Here is a 12,825-nt window from a genome sequence, read left to right as displayed (position 1 = left end):
AATTGACCTTATCGCTAAACTTAGCATAATTTTTGATTGATAAAACCTTACTCTGCTACTTATGCCAAATTAAAAGTAATTGTTGTTTAGAGATTTCAATTTGATCAGCAGCTCGGGCACGTTCAAGTTGGGTAACAGGGCCTAAATCAAACAGCACTAACTCTCTAAAATCATTAATTAAGCTTTGTTTAATGGCTTTAATAATTTGACTGGAGTCGGAATAGGAATCTTCTGCAATTTTAAAGCTATCAAGTTTTAAATTTTCAAATAAATAGGATTCAGAAAATCCGTAAAAACGCATATCACCAGTAAAAATCAAATTTACAACCAAACTTTGTTGTTGATCGGTTGAACTGGCTGTTAGGGCCAGCTTAATAGATTGATCTAGCACATCTATTAATATTTTGGGTTCGGAAAATGTTGCACTGTATCCTTGAAAAGACTTTTCCTGAGGAAACTGTTTAGCTAAGGTTTTGTTGATGCTTTTAGCTTTAACAATTTCGATTACTTTGTCGACTTGAGCTAGGCCATGAGGCATAGGAAATGCCAAAAAAGCACCTAGCAGGATCAATTTAAGGTTCATTTTTATTACTCCCTAGCCTAGCTTTAAACCTAAGCTGTCAATAAATTGCAAATAATACTACTCAATGACGCGCTTATAGTTGCGCTCACATGCAATGCTAGTGCTTAGCTCATTCCATCTCTTGAGAATTTGCACCTGGGTCTTTAGCCCTAACCAACTGCAATTGACCATCCACATGAATGTCCCGTTGTGGAAAGGCAATCACCACATTATGTTCGGCAAATAACTCATCGATTCTAAAACGAATGTTGCTTCTTACCACTCTTAAGTCGCGTTCTACTGTGGCATTAGTCCAAAAATAAGCTTCGAATAATAATGCGTTGTCGGCAAAATCATCAAAAATTACTACAGGCGCAGGGTTGTCTAACACGTCTTTTTGTTCTTCAACGGCTTGCATCAACAAGCTTTGTACTTTTTTACATGGCGAACCGTAGGCAACTCCAACTTTTACAGAGGTACGAGTTAAGCTATCAATTAAGGTCCAATTAATGACGGTATTTTCTAATAATTTACTGTTAGGTATTAACATGTGAACCCCATCTACTCGCCTAATTCGGGTGGAGCGAGTATTGATTGATTCAACCCGTCCTCTGGCATCTTCTACTTCTAAAAAATCTCCAATTTTTATGGGGCGCTCCCACATAAGGATCCAGCCGCTAATAAAGTTATTGATAATATTTTGGGCACCAAAACCAAATCCAATGGCTACGGCACCAGATAAAAATGCAAAGGCAGTGATAGGAACATTAAGAAAGTCGAGTAAGGTGACGGTAAGAATAACGATAGCCAAAACGTAAAATACCCGTTTGACTAAATGCACTACATCAGCATTTACCCCGCTATTGATTAGTTTGTTAAACACCAATTTGGCTAACCACTTGATTAACAGAGAGGCAACAATAAGAGCAATAGGCACGGCTATGACTTTGCCTAAAGTGTAAGTTTGTTCCGCTAGGGTAAATACCGGAATATTAAGAAAGTCGACAAATTTTTGCATGCCTGCTTACCTCTTTGATTAACCTTAGCTTAGCCCATTAAAACTGAGTCTTTACAATCTCACTTTGCCAGCTAGGCTAATTTAACTTTTTGTTTTAATCGAGCTTTTTTGGCTTTGCTCGTGCATAAATGTTATCACCGCATCTATGCCTCTTTGCCTTAAAATTGGCGCAAATTCAGAACGTTTAGACTGCACCATACTGATCCCTTCGGCAATTAGGTCATAGGCTTTCCACTGACCCTCTTTGTTGCGTCTTACCTGAAAAGTAAGGTCAATAGTGGGCTTGCCTGGCTCTTTTATATAAGCTTTTACCGCCACAGTTTTTCGCCCATCAAGGGCTTTAGATGGCTCAAACTCGACGATTTGGTTGGTGTATTGCTGTAGGGCCGAAGCATAGGTTGTGATTAGGTACAGCCTAAATTGCTCATAATAAGCGTCCAGCTTTTCTTTTGGGATATCTCTTGCTGGGGTACCTATTACGCTTAATGCAGCATAAACATGATCTATGTGCGGCATAAGTTGTTGTTCAACTATTGTTTGTATATGGCTAGGTTGAGATTGTATTAGTTGCTGATCTTGCTTTATTTGAGCAAAAGTTGCAGTGGCAACAGATTTTACAAACACATAGGGATCATCAGATTGCGCAAAAACAGGCGCAGAAACTAAGGCCCAAATCATTAATATATGAGAGATTAACCTAAACATGTAACACGTCCTTTAAACCAGGCTGGAAACTTGATGAGTTTGCATTGTACTATCCCAATTCTGTCTCTGATATAAAAAAGGGAAATTATTATTCCCTAACAAAAGGAAAACCCCCTTGTCGGCCATCAATCTAAGTAAAAAAAGTAGCTTAAGTCATCTGATTTATTGGTCGCTTGCCATAATGATTTTTAGCTTAGGTTTGTATTTGAGCCATATTGCTTGGATGGGGCTAGAGTGGTTTACACGGGCTGGCTGTTTGGTGGTGGTGCTAGGGGTATGGTCAAGTATAGGTGTGGTACTGCATGAAAAGCTCATCACTAGACGAGCCAATTGGTTGCGTAACAAAGAGCTTAGACAGCTAACGGCTAAAAAACTAAATGATTCTGATATTGCCCTAGGCATAGATCAAATTAATACTAGTCACGATCAGAGGTTGAGTGTGGCCATGCAAGACTTACGTTTGTCAGTTGGGGTTTTGGAAATGTCACTTTTGATCAGCGGCACTTTAGTCTGGGGGTTTGGCGATATTTTAGTGATGACCTGGTTGTACACACTTTAATTTAATTAAAATGATTTAAATCTGTGGTTACAGCTATAGTTAGTAGTGAAACTCCTACCTACTGGCCATGTAAAATTTGCAAAATTGCATAGGCCGAATTTACCTTTTATCTTTATGTAAATCATAAAAGCTAATAATATCAATGGCATAGTTGATTATTTGGGTTTGGCACAATAGTCGCATTGATTAGTTTGAACGCAAGTAATTGTTTAACAAACTAAGAGGATTTTATTATGTTGGGCTGGGCATTAACATTTTTTATTATCGCTATTATTGCTGCTGTTTTTGGATTTGGTGGCATAGCCGGTGCTGCAACAGGTATCGCTAAAATATTATTTTTTGTGTTTGTGGTGTTGTTGGTGTTATCACTGATTTCAAATGCATTGCGTGGAAAGGCGCCTAAGGCCTAAAAGCTTAGGTACAAACACATTAGATTTTACCCTTAACTATACGGAGATTATTATGAAATTTTTTAAACATATGACTACTACATTATTGGCTTTGGTTGCGGTATTTGCTTTGTCTGCTTGTGAAGGTGAAGCTGAAAACGCCGGCGAGAAACTAGACGAAGTCGTGACAGATGCAGGTAACGCAGTAGAAGATGCATGTGAAGAAGTAAAAGAAAATGCAGATGCTGAAGATACAGACTGCTAATTATCGTCAAAATTAAAAAAAGGGCTTAGGCCCTTTTTTTGATCGATGCGCAAAGCTTTAGTGTAATAAACCGTGCCAATTTGAAGTTATTCTTTGTCAAAACTGTCCACTATTATGGCTCCCAAAGAAGCGGGCATGGCAATGATAATAAGTCGCTTTATGGCAATTAGAGGCGTGTCATAAATAGGAAATTTATTCAGAGCGAGCAAAATTAACCCCACCACTATTAGGGTAATAAAATAAGCTAAGAAGATTCGCACACAATAGCTGGTTACTCGATGCTTAATATCGCTTTGAAACAAACTGAAATAGGTATAGTGGGTAAGAAAAAACAAGGATAATAGTGCCAGCAAAATTAAATTGGCTATAGGTAATGTCTCGGCCATTTTCCAAGCTTCTTGGGTAAAGGCAATAGGCATAGCCATGGCAAAAGCCCCAATGGCAATCTGACTGGCATCTTCGCTATTAAAATATAACTGTATTGACATAGGTACCTTCAATTTCGAAATAGAAAGGTTTTAGATTACTCGCTCGGTTTTTATTATAAAACATAAACTTAGCTAAAAGAGAGGCAAAATGAGGTTTAGTTATTATTACCTAATCAGCGCAGGGTTAATTTTAATTGCAGCTTGGTATACGCCAAACATTTTTCTAAGTCTGATATTGTTTTGGATAGGCGCCTCAGTAGGCGCGGTTGCTTTTGCCTATGTATTTAAACGTCCACAGATATTTAGAAAAAAACATGATGGCTCTATTCCTTTTTATATTCGCTGGTTATTTGTGCCATTTTTATTGGGCGCACAAGTTTACAATGCCTGGGCCCGCAAGCAGGACTCTGTGCCAGCTATTCAAAAAATTGACCACAACCTTTATTTAGCTTGCCGACTCTTTCCTGCTGATATAGAAGAGCTTAAACGCCTTGGTGTGCGTGCTATTTTAGACGTGACCGCTGAATTTGATGGCTTAGATTGGTCTGCTTATGAAGAAAACCTACATTATTTAAATGTGCCTGTACTTGATCATCAAAGCCCAACTGAGAAACAAATCCGGCTAGCTATTAATTGGTTAGATAATCAAACTAAAAAGCATGCGGTGGTTATTCATTGTGCTTTAGGTCGTGGTCGTTCAGTATTTGTTATGGCAGCCTATTTACTAAAAAAACATCCTCAGTGGAACGTGGCCAAAGCCTTAGAAACCATCCATGGGGTGAGGCGTACCGCGCGCTTGAATCGTAAACAACTCAGCAATTTAAAAAAAGTTCATCAAGGCTTAGTGCAAGAGCCACAAGCGGTTTTGGCCATTATTGCTAACCCTATTTCGGGTGGAGGTAAATGGCAAGTCAACAAAGATGAAATTGTGCAGCGCTTATCGGTTAAGTACTCGGTATTAGTGTTTGAAACCCAACAACACCAATCAGCCAAAAGTTTAACCCTTGAAGCATTGCAGCATAAGCCTAAAGTGGTAGTGGCTTGTGGCGGTGATGGGACCTTAGCAGAAGTGGCCGCCCAATTGTTAGATACCCAAGTGGTGTTTGGCATGATAGCCATGGGCACTACTAATGCTTTATGTCATGCGATTTATGGCACAGGCACTAAAGTTTACCCAGTGGCATTATGCTGCGACGCGATTTTATACGGACAAGTACAAAGTATTGATACCGCAAAATGTAATGACCAGCTAATGTTGTTGATGGCGAGCATAGGTTTTGGTCAACAAATGATAGCTTCGGCCGGCCGTGCAGAAAAAGATCAAAGTGGGCAAATGGCTTATTTAAAAGGCTTATTTAAGGCAGTGCAAAATGGTCAGATTTACTGCCTAACCTTAAGCTTAGATAATCAAGCTAAGTTTGAGGTGCAGACTACTAGTTTAGTGGTAGCCAATGCCGCACCTTTTTCAACGGTTTTAGCTCAAGGAGGAGGGGGCCCAAGTATGACGGACGGGCGTTTAGATATTACCTGGTTACCTGCAGAGCATGATGTTGCCAAGCAAGTATTCAACTTGGCAGACTTAGCAATAAGTGGCATAACTGGCGAAGCCGCCAACCCAGACATTTGTTTTAAACAAGCACAAAATATTCAGATCAGTAGCTCAAGCCCGATTAGTTACATGTTAGACGGAGAAGAGCGTCAGGCAGAAGCGCTAAACATTGAGGTATTGCCTAAATCACTTAAAGTCGCGACTCAAGCCACAATTAATTAAGGCTAAATACTTAAAAATAGGCCTCTAGCACTTGTAAAATGCCGTATAACTGCTTGACTTAAATTGTCACTTTTTACCCCTAAAGTGTAATTTTTGCGGTTGCATTGCACCAATTAACCATATGAGATCAACAAGGATGTGCTTGTGAGTACACAGAATCCATTGATAAACCGAGTCTCAGATGTGATTGAGGTGTTAAGTGCGGGCGCTGACTTTTACCAATTCGCTATTCAAAATATGCCAGATGAAGATCAAAGACGTGCGTTATTAGTGATGTACAGAGCCCGCAAAGCCGCCATAAATGAGTTAAAACCTTTTATTCAAGCTCAATCTAAACAACCTCTAAAGGGTGAGCATATTGCGGCTTTATTAATTGCTACTTACCAAGAGGTGGTGGGGCAAAATAAAATTTGTCAGGGTGAATCTTTCTGGCCCTTATTAATTGAATTAGAAAGTAAAACCTTAAATGTCATAGATTTAGCCATAAACCTACCGCAACCTTATGTGTGTAAGCAATATCTACAACGCGTGAGAGTGTCAATGCAAAGTTGTTACGATGCATTTAAACGTATCAATGCTTGGTTAAATAAAACCAAGGCCTAAAAACCTTAAATTTTATCTCAGTTATTTACTTAATAAGCTTTAGCTAATTGGCTTAGGCAATGGTTTAATATTAGTTGTCTACTCTGAAATATATTGGATGCTACAGTGGTTAAAAAACTTTCTTTACTTATGGCTCAAGGCTTATTAGCGCTCTTGCCTATTACCCTAACTTTGTACTTTTTAGTGTGGTTAGTCACCACCATTGAAACAAGTCTTACCCCTTATATTCCGAGTCAAATCTACTTTCCAGGACTAGGCCTAATTTTAGGTTTAGTGATTTTGCTTTTAGTGGGATTAGCGGTTAATGCCTACATAGTAAGTAGTTTTATTGGGTGGGGCGGGCGGTTACTTGAACGCATACCCTTAATTAAAACCATTTATGGAACCATTCAAGACGCGGTTAATTTAATTAACATTGGTAAAAAACAAAAAATGCAAAGTGTGGTGTCAGTGAAGATCACCGAGAACATTCACTTAATTGGTTTTGTTACCAGTCACGAAGGCGCTAAAAAACTGTTTAAAAATGAAGAAAAACTAGGGGTATATATCCCCTTAAGTTATCAAATTGGTGGTTATACTTTGTATATAGACAGCGACCAACTTACCCCCTTAGATATAGATGTTGAAACCGCAATGCGCATTTCTCTAACCGGTGGCAGTGCTAGCGGCAGTAAGTCGAATAAAAACCATTAGGTATAAAAAGGGGCGCTATTGTGCCCCATGTGGTTTGACAAACTTAACTAACAAGGCAGGTAACAGGGTTAGGTCAGTAATAAGTGCAAATAACATGGCCAGAGCCGTAAGCAGTCCAAACAGCATGCTGGGTACAAAGTCTGAAAACGCCAAGAGAGCAAAGCCTACACAAATGATAATAGTAGTAAATAACATGGCATAACCCACACTAAAATAGGCTTTTTTGACCGCTTCTTGTGGTTGTTGGTGACCGTATAAATAATGGTGCACAAAATGAATAGTATCATCCACCGCTATACCCATAGCGATTGCCGCAATGGTAATAGTCATTAAATCCAACGGAATATTAGCGTAACCCATTACCGCTAAAATCAGCAAAGTGCAGATAATGTTAGGGATAAGGGCAATGAGGGCCACAGTAAATCGTTTAAACAAGATCCACATCACTATTAACAGAGCTAGATAAACTATGCCCAAAGTTAAAATTTGTGAGTTAAATAATCGCTCTAAAATATCTTGATACAACACAAACAAATTAGTCAGTTGATAATCTTCAGGAGTAAAACCGTTAGCAGCTAAATCTTGGCGAATATCGGCTAAATATTGCTTGCGATTAAACTCTGGAGTGCTGTCTTTAACTCTGCTGCTCAAGCGTAATTGCTGGTGTTGATTGGAGAAGTAACTGCCAATTAGCGACTCTCTTAGATTATCGTCAACTAAATGATAAATAGCGGTTAATTCGTATTCTGTTAATGGTTTGCCCTGATTAAGCTGTTGGGCCAATTGTGTAAAGTTGAGTACTGAAGTGGTATTTCCTGTAGCAGGATATTGCTGCAAAATAGTCTGTGCTATTTGCAATCGTTGAACACTTTTAGCTGTAATGGCAAGCTCTGGGTGTTGTTCATCTGCGGGTATATTAATAATAATATCAAAAGGTGTAGAGCCCCCAAATTGTTGATCTATAAAACTAAGTTCTTGGTGTACTTGTGTATCTTTAGCAAAATAATTTAAAAAACTATTTTCTACACTTAATCTGAATAATCCCAGCACTGCAATAATTGCCACCCCTATAAAAACACTGATGGTAATATTAGATCTTTGCAAGGTGACAGCGGAAATCCACGAAATAATGCGATGGCTTAGTTTATTGTTAGCACTTTGAGTTTGATGCTTAAATAAACATAACAAGGCAGGAAAAAACACCAGAGATAGGGTGATAGACACTAACATGGCTATGATCATCATCCAGCCAAAACTCACCACAGGTTGTATGCCACTAAATATCAACGAGCCAAAGCCTACTGAGGTGGTTATGCCTGCATAAAAGCAAGGTTTTAGCTTACTTTTTAAGGTGGCGCTGACCAATTGGCTTTGACTTAACTCTTGTTGTTTTTCTGCTAGTTGACGATATTGCACTATAAGGTGCACACAAATTGCCAAAGTAAGAATGAGTTGCAAAGCAATAAAATTAGATGAAATGACAGTAGTGCGTAAATCAAAAATACCAAACAAGCCCATAGTCATTAACACGCTGGCCGCGCAACAAGTCACTGGAATAATCACCCAGCGCCAACTTCTAAATAGTACTAACAGCATTAAACAGATAGCCAGCCCAATGGCACTGCCAAATAGTTTTAGATCTGTGCTGATAATTTTGACTAATTGATGCCCTAATACATAGGAGCCACCTAGATACACGTTAGCATGATCGCTTACGCTATCTGCCACTTGATAAATTTTGGCAATCTCTTGTTGGCGTTGTTGGTTTAATTGTTGTTTTATTGGATCGGCTTGCGCTTTTAATTTTTGAACTTGTTGCGCGTCTTGCTCAGTAAATTCTCCGCTAAGGTGTTTTTTATTTAATTCAATTATTTGAGATTCTATTTGGCTAAGCTTGGGATGGGCTTTAAATACAATTTGAATGGCAGTAGCTGATACATTTTGATTAACCAGCAAATCAGTAAATAAAGGGTGCTGCTGAAAAATCTCGCGCATTTGCTCAAAACTAAATGCTTTGTTTTGCCAGGTCCATTGTTGTGGATCGATATTAGGGTCGAGCTGACCCATTTGTGATAATAAAGGCACGTTTAAAATATGGGTTACAGAGTTAACCCGAGTTAACTGGCCAATTTTTTCGCTTAAAGCCTGAATATCATCAAAGCTTTGCTGGCTAAATAGTGCATGTTTTTTGGGTTCGTAGGCCAGCAAAATAAACTCATCTGGGGCAAACCTTTGGTTCATTATTTGGCTTTGAATATAAAGTTGATTGTCTTTAACAAGCAAGGTGTCTGCCGATGCATCAATCTTAAAATACTGCACATACCAAGCTAAGCCTAAGGTTAAGATCAGTACTGCTATGCTAGTGATTAGTGGGTGGCGAGTAAGCCAAACAGGTTGTGCTTCAGTCATTTAGGCTTCCTTCAGCAGCATCAACACTAGAAGCATCTGATTCAGCAGGTTTTTCTGGGTAAGCGTCATCCCTAAACAAAGCTTGCATGTACATATTTCTAAAAAATAAATAAGGGTCTTCACTTTCTAGATACAGGCTTTGATAGCTCTGTGCTCTTGGAGCAAACTGATGAAAGCCGTTATAGCCCTGAATATACTGGGTTTGAGGAGACTCTGTGATAAAAGTAATAGGTGCAAAAGTATTTTCGGTAAAAGTAGACAAGCCATTACGTATATCGCTTTGGCCTAGTACAGGCAAAACAATAAATGCCCCATGTGACACATTCCATTGAGCTAAAGTATCGTTTAGGCTGGCTTTTTGAGGCTGTATGTCAAACCAGTTTTGCGCAGGATCAAAAATACCTAACACCCCAATAGTACTGTTAATTAAAAAGCGACCTAGATTTGCACCGGCAGGCTCGCCCTTGGCTTGCAGTAAATGGTTTAATGCATTTAAAGGTTCGCGCAGGTTACTAAAAATACGCGTGACTGCAGCTTCTGCGGGATCTGGCATAATAAATTGGTAGCCTTGGGCCAGTGGAATGAGCAGCCAGCTATACAAAATATGATTAAAAGAAAAGATTGCGCGGTTAAGGGATTCTAATGGATCGTCAAACTCAACTTCTGGATAACTCACAACTGTGGGAGCCACAGTTACCACACCTTGTTTGGTATTTATGCTTAAGGGTTGTTTTGCTGGTGGGGTGGGTGAATTTGACTGCACCACCGCGCTTGGCGGTGGTTCAGCCTGACTTGTGACGGGCGATTTAGCGCAGCCGACTAGTAAAACTAGGGTGCAAAGACTAGTTACCTTGAAGCAATGTAGCCCGTTAGGCTTCATACAGTTTTCCTTATTCTAGGTTTTTACGCATATTTTCGGCCAATTGCTTAGCGTCAAAAGCCGTGCTTGGATTTTGTGCCTCGCCGCTGCCCATAGAAATTTGTAGTCTGGTTGATACTTTACCATCTACTTTCTGGGTCTCAATTGCTACCCCTGTGTAACCTGGCGAAACATAAGTTGAACAACCCAATAGTCCACATTTTTGAACTACTCTATCTTGAGTGCTGGCTTGTACTGTGGTGCTGGGGCGAGATTTCACCTCTCTTTTAGTATCACTGTCTAAAATAACAAACCAATCATGGCCTTTTTGTAGGGTCAACTCTGCTGCACGTAACATAGCATAGTCTTTAATTCGAGCTTCATCAGAGTGACGATTACCTACAAAGTCAATTCGATAAACAGAATCGGTTAAACGAGTTTCGGTATAACCAAATTCGTTATCTCCCATGGCTTGTTGGTAGGCAGTGGGCTGAGATGATGCACAGCCAAGTAAAAATACACAAAAGGTGATAAATGTTGCTGATAGATATCGCATAATATACTCCTGTTAAAACGCTTTTGTCAGATTGACATTAAGTTCATTTCAATTTTCAGGCCAACATCTAAGTCTTTGTAATTTAGCAACTTTTTGTTTTTACAATCTGCTTTGTTAAATATCTTGGGAAAATATTACATTAAGCTAAGTGAATTTTACGCACTAGGCCAAGAACTTGTATAAAGTCAGTGGTTGCTCTTACTATAAGTGTCTCAAGTTTTTTAATGTTATTGCTTATTAAACTCTTACTAAGGTTTAAACATGTTGGATCAAATCCCGTTAGATTTTGGACTTATTTGGTTTCATTCTTACCAATTAGGCTTTGCTTTTGTTCTGGCCTTGCCAATTGCATTAAATAGAGAATCAAAAGCTAGGGGAGCTGGGCTTAGAACTTTTCCATTAGTTGCCATTTCCTGTGCAGCATTTATGTTGGTGGCCATGGATGTGTTTCCAGAGCCTGAAGCGCAAGCTAGGGTTATGTATGGGGTGATCACAGGCATTGGTTTTATAGGCGGTGGCTCAATTATTAAAAACCATGAGAATGTGCATGGCACTGCAACTGCCGCAGGTATATGGATAACAGGTGCGATTGGAGTCTCAGTGGCTTATAGCCGATATGAAATTGCTTTAGTGTTAAGTTTGATTGGATTTATGGTCTTGCAGTTTTTAGAGCCGTATAAAAAACAGCTTAACGGTGACAAATAACCTTTACCCAGCCCCATACAACTTTATATGGGACTGGATTTAAAACAGAATTAAAAGCAGCGACTGTTAGCCATCGGCGGCATCTTGTACTGCTTCACCTGCAGCTTCTAAATCTTTGCCCGCCCCTTCGATAGTGGCGCAAGCCCCTAGCGTTAACATTAAAAACACACTCATCAAAACACATTTTAACTTAGTACTCATCTTGGATAACCACATAGTATTTTCCTTATTTTTCATTTGTTTATTAACAATAGCCTAGGATTAAGATTGTGCAGCAGGATCTTGTTGCCCGGCTTTACCTGAGTCTTGTTTATTTTCAGTGGTAGCTTGAGAGTTTGAGTCTGCGCCACTGATTTTATGACTTAACATGCTGTTAAGTTTCTCACCACCTTTAGCCCCAAAATCTAGGGTACGAATTGGGAATGGTATTAATATATCTGCCTGTTCTAGCGCTTGTTTAATTCCCACCACAGCCTTGTGTCTGGCTTGCATAAAGCCTGTTTCTCCTGGGTAGTCAATCCAAAACCAAACCAGCAAATTCACACTGCTGTCTGCAAACTCTTTAGCAAATACAGAGGTTTCGTCTTTTTTGATCACAAAGTCGTAGTCATTGATTTTATCTACTATTACCTCAGCGGCTTTTTCTGGATCATCGGCATAACTAATACCCACAGGGATCTCTAAACGTCTAATGCCCACTGTGGAGTAATTAGTTAAGACATTTCTAAATAAAATTTTGTTGGGAACGACTTCTAGTTGCCCAAAAAAAGTTTCAATTAATGTATTGCGCAGGTTAATGGTTTTAACTGTACCAAAAACCTGATCGGCTTCGACCACATCACCTATCTGAAAGGGTTTACGGATCCCCATTGCTATACCTGCAATTAAATTTTCGGTCATATCTTGAAAAGCAAAACCAATGGCTAAGCCCACTATACCGGCACCCGCTAATAAAGAAGTGACCGCTCCAGTTAGCCCTAAAAAATCTAGGGATATAAATATCCCTGTAATTAACACACATACTTTAAAAATAGAGGCTAACAGGTTAGCAATTTGCTGAGAGTCCATGGTTTTAAGCAGCAAGTTTTTCATCATTCTGCCGGCTATTCTGGCTATGATGGAAAAAACAATTGCAATTAAAATAGCCACCACAAAATTGGGCAAATGCTTAATGCCTGACTCTAACCAAGTGGCGAGCTTTTCATTAATTAAATCCCAAAACTTTTCGATTCTTATTAATTCCATGTTTGAACTACCTCAGATTATTCCGCCATCAAAGACACTATTGATGAGCTTGCTATCA

At 39.2% G+C, this 12,825-nt stretch carries 16 protein-coding genes; 7 read left to right on the top strand and 9 right to left on the bottom strand.

The window, feature by feature from the left end:
- Positions 1–55: 55 nt before the first annotated feature.
- The 3 genes from ACVCDT_RS00580 to ACVCDT_RS00570 all read right to left on the bottom strand — a co-directional run bounded on the left by ACVCDT_RS00580 (position 56) and on the right by ACVCDT_RS00570 (position 2,285).
- Positions 56–583 carry a hypothetical protein gene (locus tag ACVCDT_RS00580; protein WP_447130796.1) on the bottom strand — a complete coding sequence of 176 codons (528 nt, stop codon included), beginning with the start codon at positions 581–583 and terminating at the stop codon, positions 56–58.
- Positions 584–692: 109 nt separating this feature from the next.
- Complete coding sequence (locus ACVCDT_RS00575) at positions 693–1,580, bottom strand: mechanosensitive ion channel family protein (RefSeq protein ID WP_447130795.1); 888 nt, start codon at positions 1,578–1,580, stop codon at positions 693–695.
- Between the two features lie 81 nt (positions 1,581–1,661).
- Positions 1,662–2,285: an MlaC/ttg2D family ABC transporter substrate-binding protein gene (locus ACVCDT_RS00570; protein WP_447130794.1), complete on the bottom strand. Its 624-nt coding sequence runs from the start codon at positions 2,283–2,285 to the stop codon at positions 1,662–1,664.
- 115 nt (positions 2,286–2,400) lie between these two features.
- Here ACVCDT_RS00570 and ACVCDT_RS00565 point away from each other — a divergent pair, with 115 nt between their 5' ends.
- From ACVCDT_RS00565 to ACVCDT_RS00555, 3 genes are all read left to right on the top strand, one after another.
- Positions 2,401–2,844, top strand: coding sequence for a hypothetical protein (locus ACVCDT_RS00565; protein ID WP_447130793.1), 444 nt, complete (start codon positions 2,401–2,403; stop codon positions 2,842–2,844).
- Positions 2,845–3,077: 233 nt separating this feature from the next.
- Positions 3,078–3,254 (top strand): DUF1328 domain-containing protein, encoded by a 177-nt coding sequence (locus ACVCDT_RS00560; protein ID WP_447130792.1) that lies wholly within the window; start codon positions 3,078–3,080, stop codon positions 3,252–3,254.
- Between the two features lie 52 nt (positions 3,255–3,306).
- Entirely contained in the window at positions 3,307–3,498 is a 192-nt protein-coding gene (locus ACVCDT_RS00555; protein ID WP_447130791.1) for a hypothetical protein, read from the top strand.
- Positions 3,499–3,584: 86 nt separating this feature from the next.
- Here ACVCDT_RS00555 and ACVCDT_RS00550 read toward each other — a convergent pair whose 3' ends face one another.
- The gene (locus ACVCDT_RS00550; RefSeq protein WP_447131261.1) at positions 3,585–3,980 is read right to left on the bottom strand and encodes a DUF2391 family protein; all 396 of its coding nucleotides are present in this window, start codon (positions 3,978–3,980) and stop codon (positions 3,585–3,587) included.
- 94 nt (positions 3,981–4,074) lie between these two features.
- Between ACVCDT_RS00550 and ACVCDT_RS00545 the strand changes: the two genes are divergently transcribed.
- From ACVCDT_RS00545 to ACVCDT_RS00535, 3 genes are all read left to right on the top strand, one after another.
- Positions 4,075–5,697 carry a diacylglycerol kinase family protein gene (locus tag ACVCDT_RS00545; RefSeq protein ID WP_447130790.1) on the top strand — a complete coding sequence of 541 codons (1,623 nt, stop codon included), beginning with the start codon at positions 4,075–4,077 and terminating at the stop codon, positions 5,695–5,697.
- A 144-nt stretch (positions 5,698–5,841) separates the two neighbouring features.
- Positions 5,842–6,300: a hypothetical protein gene (locus ACVCDT_RS00540; RefSeq protein WP_447130789.1), complete on the top strand. Its 459-nt coding sequence runs from the start codon at positions 5,842–5,844 to the stop codon at positions 6,298–6,300.
- 105 nt (positions 6,301–6,405) lie between these two features.
- Positions 6,406–6,993, top strand: coding sequence for a DUF502 domain-containing protein (locus tag ACVCDT_RS00535; RefSeq protein ID WP_447130788.1), 588 nt, complete (start codon positions 6,406–6,408; stop codon positions 6,991–6,993).
- A gap of 15 nt (positions 6,994–7,008) precedes the next feature.
- Here the strand turns inward: ACVCDT_RS00535 and ACVCDT_RS00530 are convergent, their stop codons facing one another.
- From ACVCDT_RS00530 to ACVCDT_RS00520, 3 genes are all read right to left on the bottom strand, one after another.
- A complete protein-coding gene (locus ACVCDT_RS00530; protein WP_447130787.1) occupies positions 7,009–9,402 on the bottom strand; it encodes an efflux RND transporter permease subunit in 2,394 nt (797 codons plus the stop codon).
- Positions 9,395–10,165 (bottom strand): MlaA family lipoprotein, encoded by a 771-nt coding sequence (locus tag ACVCDT_RS00525; RefSeq protein WP_447130786.1) that lies wholly within the window; start codon positions 10,163–10,165, stop codon positions 9,395–9,397. Before ACVCDT_RS00525 ends, ACVCDT_RS00530 begins: the two co-directional genes overlap by 8 nt.
- 127 nt (positions 10,166–10,292) lie before the next feature.
- Positions 10,293–10,817 carry a CC0125/CC1285 family lipoprotein gene (locus ACVCDT_RS00520; RefSeq protein WP_447130785.1) on the bottom strand — a complete coding sequence of 175 codons (525 nt, stop codon included), beginning with the start codon at positions 10,815–10,817 and terminating at the stop codon, positions 10,293–10,295.
- 261 nt (positions 10,818–11,078) lie between these two features.
- On the opposite strand from ACVCDT_RS00520, the gene ACVCDT_RS00515 reads away from it, so the two are divergent.
- Positions 11,079–11,522, top strand: coding sequence for an MgtC/SapB family protein (locus ACVCDT_RS00515; RefSeq protein WP_447130784.1), 444 nt, complete (start codon positions 11,079–11,081; stop codon positions 11,520–11,522).
- A gap of 66 nt (positions 11,523–11,588) precedes the next feature.
- Here the strand turns inward: ACVCDT_RS00515 and ACVCDT_RS00510 are convergent, their stop codons facing one another.
- Both ACVCDT_RS00510 and ACVCDT_RS00505 read right to left on the bottom strand, forming a co-directional pair.
- Positions 11,589–11,738, bottom strand: a complete 150-nt coding sequence (locus ACVCDT_RS00510) for an entericidin A/B family lipoprotein (protein ID WP_447130783.1) — start codon at positions 11,736–11,738, stop codon at positions 11,589–11,591.
- A gap of 45 nt (positions 11,739–11,783) precedes the next feature.
- A complete protein-coding gene (locus tag ACVCDT_RS00505) occupies positions 11,784–12,767 on the bottom strand; it encodes a mechanosensitive ion channel family protein (RefSeq protein ID WP_447130782.1) in 984 nt (327 codons plus the stop codon).
- Between the last annotated feature and the right edge of the window lie 58 nt (positions 12,768–12,825).

The sequence above is a fragment of the Paraglaciecola aestuariivivens genome, from assembly GCF_052983255.1.
This window is presented reverse-complemented; position numbering and strand designations above follow the sequence as displayed.

What these genes read in the sequence shown, in the direction of transcription:
- ACVCDT_RS00580 (WP_447130796.1), bottom strand. Translation starts at nt 583, where the DNA reads ATGAACCTTAAATTGATCCTGCTAGGTGCTTTTTTGGCATTTCCTATG.
- ACVCDT_RS00575 (WP_447130795.1), bottom strand. Translation starts at nt 1,580, where the DNA reads ATGCAAAAATTTGTCGACTTTCTTAATATTCCGGTATTTACCCTAGCG.
- ACVCDT_RS00570 (WP_447130794.1), bottom strand. Translation starts at nt 2,285, where the DNA reads ATGTTTAGGTTAATCTCTCATATATTAATGATTTGGGCCTTAGTTTCT.
- ACVCDT_RS00560 (WP_447130792.1), top strand. Translation starts at nt 3,078, where the DNA reads ATGTTGGGCTGGGCATTAACATTTTTTATTATCGCTATTATTGCTGCT.
- ACVCDT_RS00555 (WP_447130791.1), top strand. Translation starts at nt 3,307, where the DNA reads ATGAAATTTTTTAAACATATGACTACTACATTATTGGCTTTGGTTGCG.
- ACVCDT_RS00545 (WP_447130790.1), top strand. Translation starts at nt 4,075, where the DNA reads ATGAGGTTTAGTTATTATTACCTAATCAGCGCAGGGTTAATTTTAATT.
- ACVCDT_RS00530 (WP_447130787.1), bottom strand. Translation starts at nt 9,402, where the DNA reads ATGACTGAAGCACAACCTGTTTGGCTTACTCGCCACCCACTAATCACT.
- ACVCDT_RS00520 (WP_447130785.1), bottom strand. Translation starts at nt 10,817, where the DNA reads ATGCGATATCTATCAGCAACATTTATCACCTTTTGTGTATTTTTACTT.
- ACVCDT_RS00515 (WP_447130784.1), top strand. Translation starts at nt 11,079, where the DNA reads ATGTTGGATCAAATCCCGTTAGATTTTGGACTTATTTGGTTTCATTCT.
- ACVCDT_RS00510 (WP_447130783.1), bottom strand. Translation starts at nt 11,738, where the DNA reads ATGTGGTTATCCAAGATGAGTACTAAGTTAAAATGTGTTTTGATGAGT.
- ACVCDT_RS00505 (WP_447130782.1), bottom strand. Translation starts at nt 12,767, where the DNA reads ATGGAATTAATAAGAATCGAAAAGTTTTGGGATTTAATTAATGAAAAG.